General features: G+C 60.7%; 19 protein-coding genes and 1 tRNA gene. 9 read left to right on the top strand and 11 right to left on the bottom strand.

Features of this window, described 5'->3' with window-relative positions; translation table 11 throughout:
- Positions 1-34: 34 nt before the first annotated feature.
- Positions 35-328, top strand: coding sequence for a SelT/SelW/SelH family protein (locus tag ACIQWP_RS08760; RefSeq protein WP_004108029.1), 294 nt, complete (start codon positions 35-37; stop codon positions 326-328).
- Positions 329-356: 28 nt separating this feature from the next.
- Here ACIQWP_RS08760 and ACIQWP_RS08755 read toward each other — a convergent pair whose 3' ends face one another.
- Positions 357-785, bottom strand: a complete 429-nt coding sequence (locus ACIQWP_RS08755) for a BA14K family protein (RefSeq protein WP_402784871.1) — start codon at positions 783-785, stop codon at positions 357-359.
- 190 nt (positions 786-975) lie between these two features.
- On the opposite strand from ACIQWP_RS08755, the gene ACIQWP_RS08750 reads away from it, so the two are divergent.
- The 3 genes from ACIQWP_RS08750 to ACIQWP_RS08740 all read left to right on the top strand — a co-directional run bounded on the left by ACIQWP_RS08750 (position 976) and on the right by ACIQWP_RS08740 (position 3,002).
- The gene (locus ACIQWP_RS08750) at positions 976-2,397 is read left to right on the top strand and encodes a phosphomannomutase (protein WP_402786085.1); all 1,422 of its coding nucleotides are present in this window, start codon (positions 976-978) and stop codon (positions 2,395-2,397) included.
- Between the two features lie 92 nt (positions 2,398-2,489).
- Positions 2,490-2,576: transfer RNA gene (locus ACIQWP_RS08745), tRNA-Leu, on the top strand.
- A 297-nt stretch (positions 2,577-2,873) separates the two neighbouring features.
- A complete protein-coding gene (locus ACIQWP_RS08740) occupies positions 2,874-3,002 on the top strand; it encodes a hypothetical protein (RefSeq protein ID WP_402784868.1) in 129 nt (42 codons plus the stop codon).
- Positions 3,003-3,165: 163 nt separating this feature from the next.
- Here ACIQWP_RS08740 and ACIQWP_RS08735 read toward each other — a convergent pair whose 3' ends face one another.
- The gene (locus ACIQWP_RS08735; RefSeq protein WP_402784865.1) at positions 3,166-3,432 is read right to left on the bottom strand and encodes a DUF982 domain-containing protein; all 267 of its coding nucleotides are present in this window, start codon (positions 3,430-3,432) and stop codon (positions 3,166-3,168) included.
- Between the two features lie 299 nt (positions 3,433-3,731).
- On the opposite strand from ACIQWP_RS08735, the gene ACIQWP_RS08730 reads away from it, so the two are divergent.
- Entirely contained in the window at positions 3,732-3,914 is a 183-nt protein-coding gene (locus tag ACIQWP_RS08730) for a hypothetical protein (RefSeq protein ID WP_402784862.1), read from the top strand.
- 87 nt (positions 3,915-4,001) lie between these two features.
- On the opposite strand, the gene ACIQWP_RS08725 is transcribed toward ACIQWP_RS08730, so the two are convergent.
- Together ACIQWP_RS08725 and ACIQWP_RS08720 are read right to left on the bottom strand one after the other, a co-directional pair.
- On the bottom strand, positions 4,002-4,778 hold the full coding sequence (locus tag ACIQWP_RS08725) for an SDR family oxidoreductase (RefSeq protein ID WP_402784859.1): 777 nt from the start codon (positions 4,776-4,778) through the stop codon (positions 4,002-4,004).
- A gap of 108 nt (positions 4,779-4,886) precedes the next feature.
- A complete protein-coding gene (locus ACIQWP_RS08720; RefSeq protein ID WP_174176042.1) occupies positions 4,887-5,750 on the bottom strand; it encodes a MurR/RpiR family transcriptional regulator in 864 nt (287 codons plus the stop codon).
- A 274-nt stretch (positions 5,751-6,024) separates the two neighbouring features.
- Between ACIQWP_RS08720 and ACIQWP_RS08715 the strand changes: the two genes are divergently transcribed.
- From ACIQWP_RS08715 to ACIQWP_RS08705, 3 genes are read left to right on the top strand one after another with little or no spacing between them, the layout of a single operon-like run.
- Positions 6,025-6,510, top strand: a complete 486-nt coding sequence (locus ACIQWP_RS08715; RefSeq protein ID WP_402786082.1) for a hypothetical protein — start codon at positions 6,025-6,027, stop codon at positions 6,508-6,510.
- 11 nt (positions 6,511-6,521) lie between these two features.
- Entirely contained in the window at positions 6,522-7,997 is a 1,476-nt protein-coding gene (locus ACIQWP_RS08710) for a M81 family metallopeptidase (RefSeq protein WP_402784856.1), read from the top strand.
- 1 nt (position 7,998) lies between these two features.
- Positions 7,999-9,114 carry a D-TA family PLP-dependent enzyme gene (locus ACIQWP_RS08705; RefSeq protein WP_402784853.1) on the top strand — a complete coding sequence of 372 codons (1,116 nt, stop codon included), beginning with the start codon at positions 7,999-8,001 and terminating at the stop codon, positions 9,112-9,114.
- 174 nt (positions 9,115-9,288) lie between these two features.
- On the opposite strand, the gene ACIQWP_RS08700 is transcribed toward ACIQWP_RS08705, so the two are convergent.
- The 6 genes from ACIQWP_RS08700 to ACIQWP_RS08675 all read right to left on the bottom strand — a co-directional run bounded on the left by ACIQWP_RS08700 (position 9,289) and on the right by ACIQWP_RS08675 (position 15,213).
- Positions 9,289-10,422: an ABC transporter ATP-binding protein gene (locus tag ACIQWP_RS08700; protein ID WP_402784850.1), complete on the bottom strand. Its 1,134-nt coding sequence runs from the start codon at positions 10,420-10,422 to the stop codon at positions 9,289-9,291.
- A gap of 84 nt (positions 10,423-10,506) precedes the next feature.
- Positions 10,507-11,736 (bottom strand): ABC transporter substrate-binding protein, encoded by a 1,230-nt coding sequence (locus ACIQWP_RS08695; protein ID WP_402784847.1) that lies wholly within the window; start codon positions 11,734-11,736, stop codon positions 10,507-10,509.
- Between the two features lie 36 nt (positions 11,737-11,772).
- On the bottom strand, positions 11,773-12,630 hold the full coding sequence (locus ACIQWP_RS08690; protein ID WP_402784844.1) for a carbohydrate ABC transporter permease: 858 nt from the start codon (positions 12,628-12,630) through the stop codon (positions 11,773-11,775).
- The gene (locus ACIQWP_RS08685; RefSeq protein WP_402784841.1) at positions 12,627-13,514 is read right to left on the bottom strand and encodes a carbohydrate ABC transporter permease; all 888 of its coding nucleotides are present in this window, start codon (positions 13,512-13,514) and stop codon (positions 12,627-12,629) included. The genes ACIQWP_RS08690 and ACIQWP_RS08685 overlap by 4 nt, the downstream gene beginning before the upstream one ends.
- Positions 13,515-13,527: 13 nt before the next feature.
- Positions 13,528-14,685 carry a Gfo/Idh/MocA family protein gene (locus ACIQWP_RS08680; RefSeq protein ID WP_402784838.1) on the bottom strand — a complete coding sequence of 386 codons (1,158 nt, stop codon included), beginning with the start codon at positions 14,683-14,685 and terminating at the stop codon, positions 13,528-13,530.
- Positions 14,686-14,880: 195 nt separating this feature from the next.
- Entirely contained in the window at positions 14,881-15,213 is a 333-nt protein-coding gene (locus ACIQWP_RS08675) for a hypothetical protein (RefSeq protein ID WP_402784835.1), read from the bottom strand.
- A 258-nt stretch (positions 15,214-15,471) separates the two neighbouring features.
- Between ACIQWP_RS08675 and ACIQWP_RS08670 the strand changes: the two genes are divergently transcribed.
- Positions 15,472-16,320, top strand: a complete 849-nt coding sequence (locus ACIQWP_RS08670; RefSeq protein ID WP_402784832.1) for a glycosyltransferase family 25 protein — start codon at positions 15,472-15,474, stop codon at positions 16,318-16,320.
- Positions 16,321-16,391: 71 nt separating this feature from the next.
- On the opposite strand, the gene ACIQWP_RS08665 is transcribed toward ACIQWP_RS08670, so the two are convergent.
- Entirely contained in the window at positions 16,392-18,374 is a 1,983-nt protein-coding gene (locus tag ACIQWP_RS08665) for a polysaccharide biosynthesis protein (RefSeq protein ID WP_402784829.1), read from the bottom strand.
- Between the last annotated feature and the right edge of the window lie 186 nt (positions 18,375-18,560).

The raw sequence follows: 18,560 nt of genomic DNA, 5'->3' as shown, positions 1-18,560 counted from the left end.
CCTAGATGTCAGCAAACGACAAAGGATCATGACGATGAGCGACAAGCCGCGGATCACCATTCTCTATTGCACGCAATGCAACTGGCTGCTGCGCTCCGGCTGGATGGCACAGGAGCTGCTGCAGACCTTTACGGACAGTCTCGGCGAAGTGGCGCTGATCCCCGGCACCGGCGGCGTCTTCGAAATCCGCATCGATGGCGAACTGTTGTGGGAGCGCAAGCGCGACGGCGGCTTCCCCGGGCCGAAGGAACTGAAGCAGCGGGTGCGCGATATCATCGACCCGGAGCGCGATCTCGGCCATACGGACCGCGCATCGTTGGAAAGCTGAGCCGTCCCTCGATCCGCCAGCCGAGACATCAATCGAAGGGCGACCGGCAGGGCTGGGTGCCGCGGTTGATCGTGGTGTAGCTGTTGGTGCCGGGATTGTAGGTCCGGTAACGTTCGGCGCACCAGGTCTGATGCCGCCTGAGCTGCTGGGCCGGCGAAGGGAAGACGGTCCGCGACGGCGGCGTAAAGGTCTCGCGAGGCGGCGTTTGGATGCGCGGATTCCCGAACCGATTGACCCCTCCCGTGAAGGGCGGCGTGATCGGAAGCGGCTGGCCGGGCCGGGTGTAGAACTGCCGGGAGCCGAAGCCGAAGCAGCCGCGGGAATCGCAAATGACGGAATCGGTGCGCGGCGGAGTGATGACCTTTCGAGGGTCCGAGGCGGCCGTGGCGAAATCCGCCTGCGACAGCGCGACGAGTGCGAGAGCGCAACCTAGCGCGATCCTGTGAAAAACAGCCATGACGAGCTCCTGTTCCGGACGCTACGAACCTGTGCCGCGGCCGCTGCGCCTCTCAACCTATTTGGGGTCGTGACAGTGGCAAAACCAGTGTTGCCGCAACCGGAACGCATCGACCCACGATCAGTTGATCGCCGCCACCGCTTGCGCCATAACAGCGCAATCATTGCAAGGGAGATTGCCCGTGAGCAGCTTGAAATTCGGCACCAGCGGCCTTCGTGGCCTATCCGCGGACCTTACGGGACGGGCATCCGCGCTTTATGCCACGGCCTTTGCCCGCCATTTGCTGAAGAGCGGCCACGCAAAACCCGGCGATCTCATCCTCGTCGGCCGGGATTTCCGCGAATCGAGCCCGGCCATTTCGGCCACCTGCATCGGTGCGCTGAAGCGGGCGGGCCTGACGCCGATCGACTGCGGCACTTTGCCGACGCCGGCGCTGGCGCTCTATGGCCTGCAGCTGAAAGCGGCCTCGCTGATGATTACCGGCTCGCATATTCCCGCTGACCGCAACGGCATCAAATTCTACCGGCCGGACGGCGAAATCGACAAGCGCGACGAAGTGGCGATCAGCGAGGAAGCCCTGGCGATCGACGATTCGGTTCTGGACGAAACGCCCGACGAAGCGGAAGACCGCAAGGCGCAGACCGAGGCGCTCTTCCTGGAGCGCAACAAGGGCCTGCTGCCATCAGGCAGCCTCGTCGGCCTCGCCATCGGTGTCTACCAGCACAGCACGGTGGCGCGCGATCTCTTCGGCGAGGTGCTTTCCCATTACGGCGCCCGCGTCGTGCCGCTCGGCCGCTCCGAGAGCTTCATCCCGGTGGATACCGAAGCGGTCTCGGCCGAGACCATCCGCCTCATGAAAGGCTGGGCGCCGGAACATGGGCTGGACGCGATCGTTTCGGCCGATGGCGATGGTGACCGGCCGCTGGTCGCGGATGAAACCGGCGAGCCGCTGCGTGGCGATCTGCTCGGCCTCATCGCCGCAAACTTCCTCGGGGCGGACGTGGTGGTCACGCCGGTCACCTCCAATTCCGGTATCGAGGCGGCCGGCTCCTATGCCGTCACCCGCACCCGCGTCGGCTCGCCCTATGTGATCGCCGGCATGGACGAGGCTATTGCCGCCGGCCGGGGCAATGTCATGGGTTTCGAAGCCAATGGCGGCACGCTGACGGCCAGCCGCTTCATCGTCGCGGGAAAACCCTTCGACGCGCTGCCGACGCGCGACAGCTTCCTGCCGATCCTGGCGACGCTTTACGCCGCCGTGAAGGCAAAGAAACCGCTTTCGTCGGTTGCCGGCAGCTACCACCTGCCGTTTGCCGCTGCCGACCGCCTGGAGAATTTCCCCGTGGAGACCAGCGCGGCGCTGATGGCCTATCTGCGCGCCTCCGACGCCAATCTTGCGGATTTCTTGAAGCCGGTGGCTGCCGTCGCTTCCAAGAGCGATATCGACGGGCTGCGGGTCACGCTTGTGGATAACCGAATCATCCATTTCCGCCCCTCCGGAAATGCACCGGAAATGCGCTGCTATGTGGAAGCATCCAGCGAAAGCGAGGCAAAGGCCTTGCTGGAACAGGGACTTGGCCTGATCAGCGCATGGGCGGCAGCCCGGGTCTGACCCGGGCTTCAACCGCTTTTTTCACGAATGACACGAAAACTTCAAAAACCCTGTTGACACCGGACGGCCACCCCCGTACATCGCTCTCCGTCGCCCAGATGGCGGAATTGGTAGACGCGCCAGCTTCAGGTGCTGGTACCCGAAAGGGTGTGGAGGTTCGAGTCCTCTTCTGGGCACCATTCCATTTTGAGAAACGTTGATTTCTCAATATTTTCAAGACTCAGCGAGTAAACGTGATGCAGCTTCCGGTTAGCCGGAAGTTCACGTGAGCTTGTCTTGAAACAGGCCGGGTGGGTGGAAATCCGCGCCTTCGGCATTTCTCGCACAATCTCGGTTCCAACGGTTGCCCGATGCCGCCTGCGGCAGGTGATGACAGCCTGATCGATGACGGACGCCGAAGTTCTCCAGGTCAGCTTTAAATCATTGACTGCCGAAGAAGACATCGACCTAATAAGGGAAACCTCGAGGGATTTTCGATGGATCACAAGAGCGACTGGTACGATCTGATCGTCGGCAATGGCAACGTCAACGAAGGGCTCGGGAGGATGATGGGGTTCATCCTCGCCGTTATCGTGATCCTCAGCCTGATCTTCTGGATGTTCTGAGCGTTCGCCGCCCGAATGTCCGGGGCCACTTCATCACTCTCGCCATGTGTTCCATGTCGATCTAGAGCAGTTCCAGCAAAAGTGCGAAGCGGTTTTGCGTCCGGAACTGCGTAAAGACAAAAGGATAGAGGATTTCCGTGACTCCATTTAAAACGGAAATGCTCTAGTGAAGGCTTCCGGCGTCCGGCCTGACGCTGAGCCCCGCCTCGCGGGCTGCGTCCAGGAAGGCTTTTCGCGAATCCTCGGCGGAAGCCTTGCCAAGAACGGCGTCGAGGCACACGAGCACGGCCTCGTCCACCACAGGCCCGCTATTTACCGGCCATTCCTCGCTCATGCAGTTTGCTGCATCCAACGCGTTGGTAATGATCGCAAAGTGTCCCGCGCCGCCAAGCTCGACTATGACGGGATTGTTCCAATCACCGTGTTCCATGACCCTGCCTCCTCAGCCCGTCCATCTTGCGATAACGGGAGCGATGGCGAGATGTTCCCGCGCTCTGGGGATGCCCTTAAGATTTTCCTGAGGCTTCATCGGGCCAGGCTCGATGTGCGGCATGGCGCGCGATAATCCTCGGCTGGCTTGATGCCGGCGTCCAGGCCTTGGGTGCCGATCGGCCCATCCCTGCTTCCCGCTCTGTGCAAACCTCCATCCCGCTACCGCGCTACCTCTTGCGTCTCCAACTCGTTAACTTTTGCGGTTGGGAGGGCAAGACGAATAAGGGGAACAACAAAATGGACCACGTCTGCAATCTGCTCTGGCTGGCCTTCAGCGTCGCTCTTCTCTTTGCCGCGCTCAATCGACGCCTGGTCGGGGATTATCTCGCCATGTGGTACCTGCTTGTTATCACCGCCGTGACCGTGATGGCCTGGGCGGGCTTCTTTCCGACCGACATGGCAACCGTCCGGGTCCTCTAACTCCATCGGCCCGGCGTGAGAAACGGACAAGGCGAAAATCCGCAAGAGACGGACGGTTGCCTGATGTTCCCCTTTTGGCGGCGCGCGTCAGTAATGTTCGGATTGCGAGAAAGTGTGGGCGAGCTCGGCCTGGCCGGCCGTCAGGCCGCAGTCGACGGGCAGGCAGACGCCCGTAATGGCCGAGGCGAGCGGGCTTGCGAGGAAAGACACGGCATTGGCGACATCGGCGGGATCGACGACGCGCTGCAGCGCATACCAGCGCTTTGCTTCTTCGAAGACATTCGGGTTCGCGGCGGCGCGCACTTCCCAGGCCTGGGTACGCACGGTGCCGGGCGCGACCGCATTCGAGCGGATGCCGAACTTGCCGTATTCGACCGCGACCAGCCGGGTGAAATGCAAAAGCCCGGCCTTGGCGGCGCTATAGGCGGGGTGACCGAAGACGGCCATGCCGTTGACGGAGGCGATATTGATGACCGACCCCTTCGACGCCTTCAGCTGATCCTCGACGGCGCGGAAGCACAGGAAGGCTGCCTCGAGATTGAGGGCATTGTCGGCACGCCAGATGGCGGGCGTGGTGTCATGAAGGCTGACGGCGCGGGCGGCACCGGCGTTGTTGACGAGCGTCTTCACCCCACCCAAACCCGATGCGGCCTTGGCCATGCCGGCAACATCGGCGTCGCTCGTGATATCCGCCTTGAACGACGCGAAACGTTCCGCCGGGCCGAGCCCTTCTGCCGCCTTCCGCACCGCCGCCTCGTCGATATCGACGAGCAGGATGATATCGTGGTCATCCGCCAGGCGCTTTGCGATGGCGCGGCCGATATCGCCGGCCGCCCCGGTGACGATGGCAACAGATTTGCTCATGTGATTTTCCTCTGAATACGTTCCCTAGCGGCAAGTCCGCCGCTCATTATCGTTGCTTCTCTTGCAGCTCCCGACGGAAAACCGCTTCGCACTTTTCCTGGAATTGCTTTAGTCCCCCAGCAGCTGGCGGTCGTCGCCGTCGCGATGGGTGACAAGCTGCTGCTTGATGCGACGCAGCGTCACCGTGGCTTGCGGCTGGATGCGGTAGGCGATCAGGCTGGCGAGAATGTCCACCACGGCGAGATAGGCAATGCGTGTCGATGTCGGCCGATAGATATTGTCGCCCTCCGGCAGATCGACGGGCAGCGTGATCTCGGCAGCGCGGGCCACCGGGCTTTCGCTCTGGGTCAGGGCGATGGTCGGCACCTTGGCTTCGCGCGCCAGCGCGAAAGCGCGCACCAGTTCGGCGTTGCGACCGGAGAAGGATGAGCCGATCAGCACATCCGTCGGCTTGGCGGCAGCTGCCATCATCAGCTGCATGCTGTGGTCGGAGCTCGCGGTAATGCGAAGGCCGAGCCGGAACAGCCGGTTCTGCAGCTCGGTGGCGATCATCGAGGAATTGCCGCCGGAACCGAAGGCATAGATCATCTCGGCGCCGGCAAGCCGGTTTGCCGCGCGCTCGATGGCGGCGACGTCCAGTCCGCGATGCAGCAGGAAGAGCGCATTCTGCGCCTTGGTAATAATGTCCTGGGCGACATCGGCCGGCGCGATGCTCTTCGGCTCGGGTTTCAGATAGCGCATGCCGACATAGGCGGTGCGCGCAAGCTGCACCTTGAAATCGGAAAAGCTTTCGCAACCGAGCCGGCGGCAGAAGCGCGTCACCGTCGGCGGCGAGACATCCGCCTTGCCGGCCAGCTCGATGATGGAGGCGTTGACTGCGAATTCGAAATCATTGAGGACGATATCGGCGATGCGGATTTCCGATTGCGAAAGCCGGCCCCTCTCGTCCTGCATGGTCGTGAAGATATCCATCAGCCCCCCCTTTGTCGCTGTTTTCCTAACGTTTGACACGTAGTAGGCGACGCGACCCATCTCAACCTCACCATCGCCGCCGGCGCCTGTGAACAGGCTTGCGGGCGGATGCGGCTTGTCATTCGTTCCCATTCCGCCGAACCCTGACATGTGATGGCCACCATGCGGTTCCTGCAAATTATTTTCTTGATACGTTGACAAATGACCATAGAAAGCAGAATTTGACCAGTGAAAATCGCAAATTATGAAAAGAATTTAAATGACGGCGAATACCATGCGCGATCCTTTCAAGAATCCCTTCCCTGCCAGCGATACCCCCAGGCATTCGATCTGGGAGATGCTCGTTCCGCGCGATATCGATGCTTTTCTTGCTGCCGACTGGTCGATGGTAGCGGGCGATTTCGTCGAAGAGGGCTTCATTGGCATCGACGGCAAGCGTGACGTCAGCCCGGACAAATGGCGCCTCGCCTTCCCGACGCTGTCGGCCTATCGCGACGAGTGGCTGCGCCAGGCACGCGATTTCGCCACGCAATCCTTCGCCGAAGATGTGCGCACCGCCATCTTCACCACGACGACGCTCGAAGACATCGAGATCGAAGGCGATATGGCGCTGGTGCGCAAGAAGTTCGACGGCAGCCTGAAGAAGTCGGATGGCGGCATCGACGTGATGAAATGGCAGACGCTTTATTATTGCCGCCTGCATGAAGGGCGCTGGAAGATCTGCGGCTTCACCGGTTACCTGCCGAACCCCATGGAATAGAGGCGACAGCATTGCGCATTTTCACCGCGGCCCTTGCGACCGAGACGAATACCTTCTCCCCCATCTGCATCGACCGTCGCGCTTTCGAAGCCTCTCTCTATGCGCCGCCAGGCATGCACCCGGAAACGCCGACGCTGTGTTCCGCGCCGATCACCGTCGGCCGCCGCATCGCGGTGGAAAAAGGCTGGGAGGTAATCGAGGGCACTGCCACCTGGGCCGATCCGGCCGGACTGGTGAACCGCCGGACTTATGAGGAACTGCGCGACGAGATTCTCGATCAGCTGCGGGCCGCGATGCCCGTCGATGCCGTCGTGCTTGGCCTGCACGGGGCCATGGTTGCCGATGGTTACGAGGATACCGAAGGCGATTTCCTCACACGCATCCGCGACATCGTCGGGCCTGATATCCTCGTCTGCTCCGAGCTGGACCCTCATAGCCATCTGACCGGGAAACGTCTCGCGGCGGCGGATTTCTTCGTCTATTTCAAGGAATTCCCGCACACTGATTTCGTCGATCGCGCCGAGGACCTCTGGCGCATCGCCATCGACGCGCTGGAAGGTCGGGTCAAGCCGGTCATGTCCGTCTTCGACTGCCGCATGATCGATGTCTTTCCGACATCGCGCGAGCCGATGCGCTCCTTCGTCGACAAGATCATGGCGATGGAGAAGAGCGACGCCGATATCCTCTCGATCTCGGTTGTTCATGGCTTCATGGCCGGCGACGTGCCTGAGATGGGCACGAAACTTCTCGTCGTCACCGATAATAAGCCGGATAAGGGCTCTGCTGTCGCCCGCGATCTCGGCCTCGAACTCTTCTCCAAGCGCGGCACCTTCATCATGCCGCAGATCGACGAGAAGCAGGCCGTGAGTGAGGCCATGGCCGCGACGTCCGGCCCGGTCGTCATTGCCGATCTATGGGACAATCCCGGCGGCGGCACGGCCGGCGACGCCACGGTCATCCTGCAGGAATTGCTTGATCGCGGCGGCACCGACACGGCGATCGGCACGATCTGGGACCCGATGGCCGTGCAGATCTGCATGGCGGCCGGCGAAGGCGCGGAAATCCTCTTGCGCTTCGGCGCGAAATCGGCGCCGGGCACTGGCAACCCCATCGACGGCCTCGTCAAGATCATCCGCCTCGTCAGCAATGCGGAGATGCGCTTCGGCGAAAGCTTCGCACCCTTCGGCGATGCCGCGCATATTCAGCTCGATGGCATCGACATCATCCTGAATTCGACACGCGCCCAGAGCTTCGATCCGAGCCTGTTCTCCGTCATGGGCATCGATCCGACAACCAAGAAAATCCTCGTCATCAAGTCGACCAATCATTTCTACGCATCCTTCTCGAAGATCGCCTCGGAGATCCTTTACTGCTCCGCGGGAACGCCCTATCCCAACAATCCGGCGCGCACGCCCTATCGCCGCGCGCGAAAGGATCTCTGGCCGATGGTGGCAGACCCCTTTGCGGAAGAACGGAAAGACGCCTGACATGGCCCCTAACATCGCTCATGACATCGCCTTGGAAATCAGCCCCAAGCCCGGCGACCGGATCGACAACCTCTCCACGCCGCGCCCGGTCATCGACGAGGACCGGTTGGCTGCGAACATCGCCCGCGTGCAGTCCTACATGGACGCGCACGGCGTGAATTTTCGGCCACATATCAAGACGCACAAAATCCCTGCATTGGCACGCGCGCAGGTCGCCGCCGGCGCCAAGGGCATCAACTGCCAAAAGATCACCGAGGCGGAGGTCTTTGCCGATGCGGGCTTCGAGGATATTCTGATCACCTTCAATATTCTCGCACCGGAAAAGCTCGCGCGTCTCTCCGCTCTGAACGATCGGATTTCGGGCCTCAAGGTCGTGGCGGACAGCGCCGTGACGGTGGATGGCCTTGCCGGCTGGTTCGCCGCCCGCAAGCCGCTGACCGTTCTGGTGGAATGCGATACAGGCGGGGCGCGCTGCGGCGTGCAATCCCCTGGCGACGCTGCAAAGCTTGGCAAACACATCGCCGGCAAGCCGGGTCTCGTTTTCGGCGGCCTGATGACCTATCCGAAGCCGGATAGTACGGCGGCGACGCAGGAATTCCTGTCGGAAGCGGTAAGGCTGCTGAAAGCCGAGGGCGCGGAATGCCCGATCGTCAGCAATGGCGGCACGCCGAGCCTCTTCGAAGCGCATCTCGTCACCGCAGCCACCGAGCATCGCGCCGGCACCTACATCTATAACGACCGCTCCATGGTGCGTGCGGGCCATTGCGGCGAAGAGGATTGCGCCATGCATATCCTTGCCACCGTCGTCTCGCGCCCGACCGAAGATCGCGCCGTCATCGATGCCGGCTCGAAGGCTTTGACCTCGGATCTTCTCGGCTTTTCAGATTACGGCCAGGTGGTCGGCTATCCCGATGCCGTCATCAAGGGGCTTTCCGAGGAGCATGGCGTCATCGACCTGTCGAAGTGCGCCGGCCCGCGCCCGCAGATCGGCGACAAGATCCGCATCATCCCGAACCACACCTGCGTCGTCTCCAACCTCTTCGACCAGATGGTGTTTCATCGCGATGGCGTTGTCACCCGGGTCGAAGACGTGGCAGCGCGCGGGCTGGTCTGGTAGGCGATCGCCTATCCGTCCTCTTGGTTGCTTCCCGGGCCACCCTCGTCCTTCGACGGGCTCAGGATAAGGGCGGAGGAGCTATGCTGGGCGAGATGATCAGTCCTCATGGTGAGGAGGCCCAAAGGGCCGTCTCGAACCACGAGGGCGGATGGTTGCTTCTGTAGCCGCCTCCCCTCAGGAAGCGGCCTGGTTCAGCAAGTCCATATCGATTTCGGTCAGCTCCACCCGCCGCTCGAAAGCCTGGCCGCTCTCGTCGAAGAGGTGGCAATCGCCGATGCGGATGCTGGTCTTGAGCGGCACATCCATGCGCATGGCGGCACTGCCCGCGAGCGTCGCGCAGAAATTCTCGTCGATCCCGTCAGTCGTGGCATAGGCAACGGTTTGCGCGCCCAGACGCTCGACGACGGTCGGCACGATGGTCAGGGTGAGGTCACCATCGCCAAGCTGGACATGTTCCGGCCGGATACCGAGCGTCAGTGCCTTGCCGACGAAGCCCGGGCGGGGTGTGACAGGCAGCAGGGCCTTCTGCCCCTTGTAATCAACCTCCACGCCCGCATCGCTGACATTGGTGCAGGTGACAGGCAAGAAGTTCATCTTCGGATTGCCGATGAAGCGAGCGACGAAGGTATTGGCAGGCTTGTGATAGAGCTCCAACGGAGCGCCCACCTGCGATATCTCGCCGGCGTTCAGCACCACAATACGGTCGGCCATGGTCATGGCCTCGACCTGATCGTGCGTCACGTAGATCATGGTCGCCTGCAACTGACGATGCAGTTTCGCCAGTTCAATGCGCATGTCGGCGCGCAGGGCGGCGTCGAGGTTGGACAGCGGTTCGTCAAAGAGGAAGATCTTCGGCTCGCGCACGATCGCGCGTCCGATGGCGACGCGCTGCCGCTGGCCGCCAGACAGCTGGCCCGGCTTCTGCTGCAGGCGCTGATCCAGATGCAGGATGCGGGCAGCATTCTCGACCTTGGCCTTGAGCTTGTCCTCCGGCATTTTCTCCACCCGCAAGGGGAAGGCGATGTTCTCGAAGACAGACATATGCGGATAGAGAGCATAGGACTGGAAGACCATTGCGATGCCGCGCTTGACGGGCGGCAGATCGTTGACGCGAGCACCATCGATCATGATGTCGCCGCTGGTCACTTCGTCGAGGCCTGCAATCATGCGCAGCAAGGTGGACTTGCCGCAGCCGGACGGACCGACGAAGACGATGAATTCACCGTCATTTACGTCGAGCTCAACGCCCTTGATGACCTCGAAGTGACCATAAAATTTTTTGACCTGATTAAGGTGCAGCTTTCCCAAACTCTGTCTCCGCGCGGCGCCGCCATTTGACGGGCAGGGCTCCAAAGGCCGCGCGCGGTGCGCGCGGCCCGGTGACTTGCAGGCTTATTTATACTGCTCGAGATCGGCAGCGGCCTTCTTCAGGGCATCCGCCGGCTGGGCCTGACCGGTAACAACCGACTGGACCATGGAGATCATCACGTTCTGGAAGCCCTTATAGTCCTTGAAGAGCGGCTCGGGACCACCGTAGGCGATGCCATCGATGAACGGCTTCCAGGAAGCGTCCTTCTTGACGAACTCGTCAACCAGCGGCGACGGGCGCAGCGGCGTCAGGCCGGCGCCGCCCTGGAGTTCGTATTCCGCCTGCGGGCCCGGAGACGTGATGAACTTGGCGAATTCGGCTGCCTTGTCCTCGACGCCGCTGCCTTTGAAGACGGCAAGGCTGTCGGTGATGAGCAGCGTGCCCTGACCCTTGGCCGAAGGACCGAGCGGCAGCGGTGCTACGCCCCAGCTGATCTTTGTTTCCTTCAGGCGAGCGGCGGCGCCGGAGCCGGCCTGGATCATGCCGACCTTGCCATCGAGGAAGATGGCGCGCATTTCGTTCTGCTCGTAAGCCGTCGGTCCTTCGACCGAGTAAGGCGTAATGTCCTTGTAGGCCTGAAGGGCGGCCAGCACTTCCGGGCTGTCGAGAACAATCTTGTCGCCGTCGATGACCTTGCCGTTGTTGGTGTAAACCCAGTGCAGGAACTGGTGCATGGTGTTGTCGTAGGTCTTGGCCGACAGGCCGTAGCCGGGGATACCGGTCTTTTCCTTGATCTGCTTGGCGTCGGCGATTTCCTCGGCCCAGGTGGTCGGCGGCTTCTCAGGGTCAAGACCGGCCTTTTTGAAGAGGTCCTTGTTCCAGTAGAGTGCCTTGGTCGAGAAGGCGATAGGCGTGCCCCACTGCTTTCCGTCGAACGTTACCGTATTAACGATGCCCGGATAATAGGCCTTCTTCTCGTCGTCCGTCATCGGGATCGGAACGATCAGATCGTTGTCGGCGAACTGCTTCAGCGTGCGCGAACCGACATAGGCCATGGCGACCGGCGTGCCGGCTGCGGCGAGCGTCGTGGCCTTGTCCTGGCACTGCTCCCAGCCGACGACCTCAGGCTTGACGGCCCAGCCCGGGTTCTTGTCTTCCCACTGCTTGATGTACTTGACATGGATCGGATCGATGGTGTCACCGCAATAGATCCAGCTGATCTCCTTGTCGGCCGCGTGCGCGGTCACGGCGCCAAGCGCGGTGGAGCCGAGCAAAGCAAGGGCAAGAAGCCCCGTCTTGAAATGGAATGTCACGTTTAAGCTCCCGTTCTCTCTGGTGGTTGATTTGTTTTATTGCTTCACCGCGCCGGCGGTCAGACCGCTGACGAGATACCGTTGCAGGAAGAAGATCACGACCAGCGCCGGCGCGATGCCGACGAAGCTTGCGGCCATGAGTTCGTTCCAGACGACCTCCTGCCGGCCGAAATAGGCAAAGAGCCCAACCGGCAGCGGCATGTATTCCGTCTTCGAATTGAAGGTAAGAGCATAGATGAATTGCTGTGCGTAGGAACCGATGAAAGTGGTAATGGCGACAACGGTGATGCCCGGCATGGCGATCGGCAGGATGACGCGACGCAGCGTATAGAAATGGCTGGCACCATCAACAAAGGCCGCCTCGTCGAGCTCCCTCGGAATGCGCATCATGTAGGTGCGCAGCAACCAGATCCCTGAGGGAATAAGGAAAGCGACACCCGGTATGATCATGGCAAAGTAGGTGTTCAGCACGCCGAAGGAGCGCATGAGCCGGAACAGCGGGATCAGCAGCACGGCGCCGGAGAACATGTTGACCGCCAGGAAGGCCCCGAGCAGCAGGCCGGAGCCTCTGAACTCGAAACGCGCGAAAGCATAGGCTGCCGGCACGACGAGGATCAGCACGATAATGGTGCTCACGCCGGAAATCAGGAACGAGTTAAAGATATACCAGCCGAAGCCGGGAACACTGGTCCACATCGTGCGATAGGCTGCAAACGAACCGTTTTCGGGAATGAAGCGGTAGGGCGACGAGAAGAGCTGGCTGAGCGGCTTCAGCGAGACCAGGAACCCTTCGACGAAGGGTGCCAGCACGAAGGTCAGGAAGAGCAGGATGCCGGCGTAGATGCCGATGAGCTCGTACCACTTGTAGCGATTGATCATCGAAGGCTGGCTCATCGCTGCTTGGCTCCCGTGGAAAAGCGGCTGGTCAGGCGGAAATAGGCAAGGCAGAAGATCGACAGAAAGATGCAGATCAGCACCGCGCGGGCCGCACCCTCGCCATATTTGTAGGACCCGATCGCCGTTCGATAGGTGTCGATGATCATCGTCGTCGTCTCGCCGTTCGGGCCGCCGCGCGTCAAGATCCAGATGATGTCGAAGGAATTGAAGGTGGCGATCAGCGACAGCATCGACATGGTGACCAGGGACGGCACCAGCAGCGGCAGGGTAATGCGGCGGAAGCGATAGAGACGGCCAGCGCCGTCCGTCCACGCGGCCTCATAGAGATCGTGTGGGATCGCCTGCATGGCCGCCAGCATATAAAGAGTGACCATCGGCACGCCGATCCAGACGTCGGTGACGATCGTCGCCCAGAAGGCCGAGCTGCCATAGGCGAGAAACGCCACCGGGCCGTCGACGATTCCGAAACGCTGCAGCAGGCCCGAAATCATGCCGAACTGGCCATTGTACATCCAGCCCCACATGAAGATACCGATCGCCATCGGCACGATCCAGGGCGGCATGGTCAGCACGCGGAAGAGCGCGCGACCCGGAACGGCCGAGTTCAGCAGTGCCGCCCCCAGCGTTCCGATGATCATCTTGATCGACACGGAGAAGAACGTCCAGATGAAGGTGCGGACGATGACGCCTGCGAATGTGTCGTTGAAGATCTTCGCATAGTTCTCGAAACCGACCCAATTCGTCACCTTCTTCAGCGACGCATCGGTGAAGGACAGGATAACGGTGTCGACCAAAGGATAGGCGACGATGACGATGACGTAGAGAAGAGCCGGAAAAAGCAGGAGCCAGGCGAAGATGACCGTGCTGCGTTGAACACCCATCCTGCGCCCCTCCCTAGGCGGCTCTTGAATGAAGCGCTTCGTCGAACTCGTCCCAGATCGGTCGGAGATCGATGACGGCCTTCTTCATGCGCGCTTCGTCCATCGACAGTGCCAGAATGCCGGCCTCCAGCGCATTCTGGGTCGAAACCGGCAGATGCAGACCCGTTTTGGCGTTCGCGATGATATCAGCGGCCATCTGCTCGTCGGCACCGTAGTGCTGGGAGAGCGTCGTGGCCGCGTAGGTATTTTCGATTACCTTTTTGCCGGTGAGCATCTCATGCACATTGAAATAGCCACGGATAAAGTCGCCTTCGGCCATGCCGCGCGAGCCCATGATGGCAAAGCGGCGGAACTGGTCCGGCACATTCAGATTGGTGTGGAAGTTCATGCCGACGCCGTTGGCATATTCGACGATCGCCACCTGATAGTCGATGATGTCACCGTCGCTGTCGAACACCTTGTCCGATCCCATCCAGCCGCTCGGCTTGCGATGGAAAAGCTCGAGGTCGTTAATGCCTTCTCGAGCCGGGTCGTTTTCGGGAATAAAGCTCTTGCGGCCGCCGAAGCTTGCGACCCTCTCCGGCCTTGCGCCGACCACGCCATTATAGAGATCGAGGTCGTGGCAGCACTTCTCGAGCATGAAGCTACCGGAATAATGTTGGTAGCGGCGCCAGTCGCGCATGAAAAAGGCGCCGTGATAGGGCTCGATATGCTCTGACGCCTCGATGGAAACGACATTGCCGAGTTTCCCTTCGGCCTGGGCGGCCAGCAGATCGCGGTACATTGGCGAGTAACGCAGGACGAGGCCGACATTCAGGCGCTCATGGCCAAACTTTGCCATCAGGCGGGCAAGCTCGATGCTGTCCTTGATTGATGTGACGATCGGCTTTTCGCAGAAAATCTTGAGACCGGCCTCAAGGCCGATGCGGATGTGATCGAGATGCATGTGGTTCGGCGAACCGATCATCAAGAGGTCGATCTTCTCGTTGGCGATCAGCTCCTGAGGTGTCGCATAGGCCTTTCCGGCCGATATGCCCTGTTCCAGCAAACCGGGCAGGCCCGCCGGTTCCGGATCGACATATCCGGCAATCTCGAAACTTTCGTCGATCGCCTTGAAGACATAGCCCAGATAACCCAGGCGGAATCCCAGCCCAATGATTCCAACGCGCATGCTTTTTGAGTTCCCATTACGTAATTTATTTTCGTAACCTTGGGGCAAATTTTCGCATTCGTCAACGACGTTCGCGCATTTAACCAAAAACATGAAATTTATTTTCAGATCGCCGGCAAAACCTGCACGACGTTGAAGCGGAGCCACGCTCGTTTTGATTGCGCTGCCGCTTAATTCGGCAGGCTGCCTACAGCATCATCTATCCGGGCCGTTATATTGCCAATACTGGTAGTTTGGCTTTCTGGTGCTGCTGGAAATGACGCCATTCTGGTCGCAGACATAGCCCAGCCGAGGCAGGCCCCGGTAGAACGGACCGTCATGGAAATAATCCGCGTACACGGTGGCAGTGCGACATTGAAATTTTTCGTCAGCCGCCATTTTCGGCGCCGTTACGCCCGGAAGGTCCTTGTAAGGATAGACGGGAGCGACATATGGCTTCGGCAGCAGCGGATTGTCGGCAAAGGCGGCTGCGGGCATCACGACCGCAAGGAACAGCGCAGCAACGGCGATTTTCGACTTGACCCACATGAATTACCAGGCTCCTTTGCGGATGCGAACGCAACGATCACACGTCGCACTCGATAGATATAATGGGGCTTCAGTGGCACGCCAACGGGTCCCCGATCAGAATCACGCGCATGCGATGGTTTCCGCACCACCAGACGGTCCGTTCACGCTACGTTACACCAAAGAAAATGCTTTTATCTGAGAATACAACATATGCGTGCAATAGCGGTTTGCGACAAGCCATAAGCATGATATATAGTATAAAAAATGGCATCCTAGTTGCTGTCGGCGCGATTTCTGTTTGAAGGAGTAGCAGTCATTCTCGAACAGATTAATCGTATCCCTCCCCGCGTTGATCCCGAGATCGCTGACGACGTCGCTCAGCAGGTTTCGATCTATGTCATCAACCTCGATCGCTCACGTGATCGCTGGGAGCACCTGTGCAGCCAGGCTGTCGAGTACGACCTGCATGTTACGCGCATTCCCGCCGTCGATGGGCGCGTGATTGCGGAGGCGGACCGGGTCGATTTCCACCAGCATTCGTTCATCTACCATAATGGCCGCAAGCTTCTGCCGGGAGAATACGGATGCTACCGCAGCCATCTCATTGCGCTTGAGCAATTTGTCGCCAGCGGCGACAAGATGGCGATCATCATGGAAGACGATGTCGAGCTGAACGAGAAGCTGATCCCGCGCGCCGTCGCAGCGATGGAAAGCGTCCAAGGCGCCCGTCTGGTCAAACTCGTCAACCATCGCCTCGTTGGCTTCAAACCGATCTGCGAAACCGCCGAAAACGATGTCATAGGCCGTTGCATGCACGGCCCGCAGGGGTCGGCTGCCTGCTACATCGTCAACCGCAAGGCGGCCAAGAAGCTGCTGACGACGCTGAAGCCCATGCTTCTTCCTTACGACATCGCTCTGGAGCGCGGCTGGTCGACCGGCGTCGAGACATTCACGACATTGGAAAACCTGGTCGATTTCAGCCCGCACCGCGCCGACACCACCATCGGCAAGCGCGTGCATTACCGCGCCGTAAAGCGGCATTTCATGTTGCGCCTGACGGCATACTGGTTCCGCACATGCGATCAGCTGCGTCGCTGGTACTACGCCATCAAGGTCAAACAGTAGCTCGTGGCAAAGCCTGGCCATCGCCGAGACCAAAAGCACGGCGAGCAGCCGGGCAGCGGCCGAACACGCATTTACAGCTGCGCGACATTGTCGAGGTTCGGCTGATCGACCGTCAGATCCGTCTCGCGTTCGCGATAGACCAGATCGACCACCTCACTACTCGGCGCATAGCCGGAGACCAGCTTCTGCAGCAGGGTTCTTGCGAAGGGAATGTCGTTTTCATCCAGCGCCGCCTCGAGTGCGGCAAGCCGCTTCGACAGCTCGGGCCAGGGCAGAAAATCCTCCTTGGCCTGCATGATGCGCGGATGGCCGGTCGGCTGAGGGTTGTCGCCGATCAATAGTTCCTCGAAGAGCTTTTCGCCCGGTCGCAGGCCGGTGATTTCAAGCTCGATATCGCCATCCGGCTCGTCTTCGTCCCGCACGGTCAGACCGGACAGCTCCACCATGCGCCGCGCGAGGTCGGCAATGCGCACCGGCTCGCCCATGTCGAGCAGGAAGACGTCGCCGCCCGCCGACATAGCACCCGCCTGGATCACGAGCTGCGATGCCTCGGGAATGGTCATGAAATAGCGGGTGATGTCGGGATGCGTGAGCGTGATCGGCCCGCCATCGCGAATCTGCTGACGAAACAACGGCACGACCGAACCGGAGGAGCCGAGCACATTACCGAAGCGGACCATGGCAAAATTCGTGCCGTTGTCGCCTGGCTTGCGATTGGCATCCATTGCCTGCAGCACCATTTCCGCCAGCCGCTTGCTCGCACCCATGATATTGGTCGGACGCACGGCCTTGTCGGTGCTGATGAGCACGAAATTCTCGACACCATAATCGCGCGCGGCTTCAGCAGCGATCAGCGTTCCCAGGACATTGTTGCGGATGCCCGCGACGGGGTTGTATTCGACGAGCGGCACGTGCTTATAGGCGGCGGCGTGATAGACGGTCTTCGGCCGCCAGGCCTCCATGATCTGCCTGATCCGCTGACCGTCCCGGACGGACGCCAGGAAGGGAATGATGCGCACGTCGGCATGGCCGGCGGAGGCTGCCGATTTTTCCAGCTCGGCATGAATGGCATAGAGGGCGAACTCGCTCTGCTCGACCAGCAGCAGCGAGGACGGGCCGTTCTTCAGGATCTGGCGGCAAAGCTCGCTGCCAATCGAGCCGCCGGCGCCGGTGACCATGACGGCCTTGCCGCGAATGTTCTTCTCGATCAGGCCGCGATCGGGCGCGATCACGTTGCGGCCGAGCAGATCCTCGATATCCAGTTCGCGCAGATCCGAAACCGCCACGCGGCCCTGGGCGAGCGCCGTCAGATCGGGCATGGTCCGCACCGTGACGCGGGCCTTGCGCATGTCTTCTAGGATTTCATTGCGGCGTTGCCGCGAGGCGTTCGGCAAGGCCAGCAGCACGCCCTTGATCTCACCCGAGACCACGAGCGCCGGCAGATCGGCCGGATCGTAGATCGGCAGGCCGCCCATGATGCTGCCATGCAGGTTGCGGTCGTCGTCGAGATAGCCGACGACGTTCAGCTCGGCGCTGTTGGCAAGAGCGCCCGTCAGCTGCCGCCCCGAGGCGCCGGCGCCATAGACCAGCACCTTGGCGAGCTGATTGCGATTGAGAAGCCGCTGATAGGCGTTGCCGAGCCAGTAGCGCGTCCACATGCGCGACAGGCCGATCGCGATCAGCAGCAGCAAGGGCTGCAATATGCCGACCGTGCGCGGCACGCCCGGCACACTGATCGCGGTGAAAACCGTCATGAAGGCAAGCGCATAGATCGCCACCGCCTTGACGACCGTCACGAAGGCCGAAAGCCCCGCATAGCGGAAAATCGCGCGATAGAGGCCAAGGACGATGAAGATCGGAATGGCAAGCAGAAGCGAGACTATGGCCGGCAGCCATTCCACTCCTTCGAGAATGACCCAATCGTCGAGGCGCAGACAATAGGCGAACCAGACCGTCAGCACGCACAGGCTGGCATCGACCAGCAGCGCAAGCGCGCGCTTGGTGGAGCGTGGCAAAGCCAGAAACGGCAGAACGAGTTTATCCGCGGGCACCATCGGTCAGTTTTCCCTGGCGCCAGTCATCGGAGCAGCGCACCGCTTTTCTCGCATAGATTGTCTCACAAAGTATCATACGACGCCTAATGACCGTATCGCGCTTCCATTAGCAAGATCCGATCATCCCCAGCGCCGATTTACATTTAGAACAGTCGGCGGACAATTGCATCCTCAATGCTGAAAAAG

The organism is Rhizobium sp. NPDC090279 (genome assembly GCF_044769665.1).
Classification (GTDB): Bacteria; Pseudomonadota; Alphaproteobacteria; order Rhizobiales; family Rhizobiaceae; genus Rhizobium.
The sequence above is the reverse complement of the archived record's forward strand: the minus strand, read 5'-3'. Positions and strand labels throughout refer to the sequence as shown.